This is a genomic window from Embleya hyalina (assembly GCF_003967355.1).
GTDB classification, from domain to species: Bacteria; Actinomycetota; Actinomycetes; order Streptomycetales; family Streptomycetaceae; genus Embleya; species Embleya hyalina.
Window position 1 is genome coordinate 24924 of record NZ_BIFH01000045.1, and the last position, 1258, is coordinate 26181.

1 protein-coding gene is annotated in these 1258 nt (G+C 66.7%); it reads left to right on the plus strand.

Features of this window, described 5'->3' with window-relative positions:
* Positions 1 to 242 precede the first annotated feature (242 nt).
* Positions 243 to 1139 (plus strand): FG-GAP repeat domain-containing protein, encoded by an 897-nt coding sequence (locus tag EMA17_RS43460; protein WP_126642763.1) that lies wholly within the window; start codon positions 243 to 245, stop codon positions 1137 to 1139.
* Positions 1140 to 1258: the final 119 nt, after the last annotated feature.

Genomic DNA, 1258 nt, shown 5'->3' on the forward strand with positions numbered 1-1258 from the left:
CCGGCGCGACGCGGGGACGACGGGCTTCGGTTTCGGATCGTGCATGCCGCAAGAATCCAGCCTTCCGGGAGCGCACACCCATGATGCGTGTCACGAATCATTGTGCCCCCACCCCACCGCACACCGCCGCAAGGGCCGCCTTCTGGGGGCAACACTTAGGGGGGCGTTAGGGGTTACCCGCCTCTCACACTCCGGAAACAATAAATGCTACTCGGCTCACATATCAAGAGGAGCTCTCCGCAATGGCGCCGATATTTGCGAACGGTCAATGCCGATCATTCCGAGGCAACGGGCGGCCCGATCTGCTGGTGCGGAATGCCGAGACCGGCGAGCTCTTCGTCCACCCGCACAGCGGCACGTTCAACGGGACCGACACCTTCGAGGCGCCGGTCAAAATCGCCGAGGGATTCGGCTGGCGGCGCTTCTTCTTCGTGCGCGCGGTGGACGCCACGGGAGACGGCCGGGCGGACATCTGTGCGTTCAGCGTGAGCGAATTCAACCCGGGCGAGGACGGCGAGTTCGGCTTCTTCCTGCTCCGGAACATCGGAAAGCCCGGCGAGATCGGCCCGTTCGCCGATCCGCTCCGGGTCTCCGGCAAGCGCGACGACGGCCGGAGGTGGGAGACGATCGGCTTCGCCGACCTGACCGGCACGGGCACCGACGACACCTTCTCCCGGGGCGAGGGGGCCGGAAACGTGGACGCGTTCGTGCACCTCGACGCCGGAGTGGTGAAAAACCACACCTACAGCCGCGACCCCGTCCCGCTCACCGAGATCACCGTCGACGACTTCCCGTTCGCCATGGCCGACTTCACCGGCAACGGCAATCTCGATCTGCTCGTGCGCCGCGCGAACGGGGACCTCGACCTCTACGAGTTCCCGGACCGACCCGGCACCCCGGCCGGGGCGGCCGGCGGCGGCACCTGGTACACCATCGCGCACGGTTGGCACGACATGTCGATGATGACGCTCACCGACATCGACCTCGACGGCCGGCCCGACCTGCTGGGTCTGCGCCCCGACGGCACCCTCAATGCCTACGCGCACTCCGGGAAGTTCGACCCGGACAACCCGCTCGCCACGCTCCGGGAGCCCGTCGCCGTCGGGACCGGATTCGAGAAATGTGACGTGATCAGCTGATCCCACCCGCCGTCACCGGTCGATCCCGTAAACCCGACCGGTGATCCGGCGTGTCCCGATCGGCCGATGCGCAAGAGAGTCCCCGCCTTTTATCGCTCCGCTGGAATCTGGATTGGGTT

Excerpts from the sequence above, each read along its gene's own strand:
- EMA17_RS43460 (WP_126642763.1), top strand. The coding sequence starts at position 243 with ATGGCGCCGATATTTGCGAACGGTCAATGCCGATCATTCCGAGGCAAC.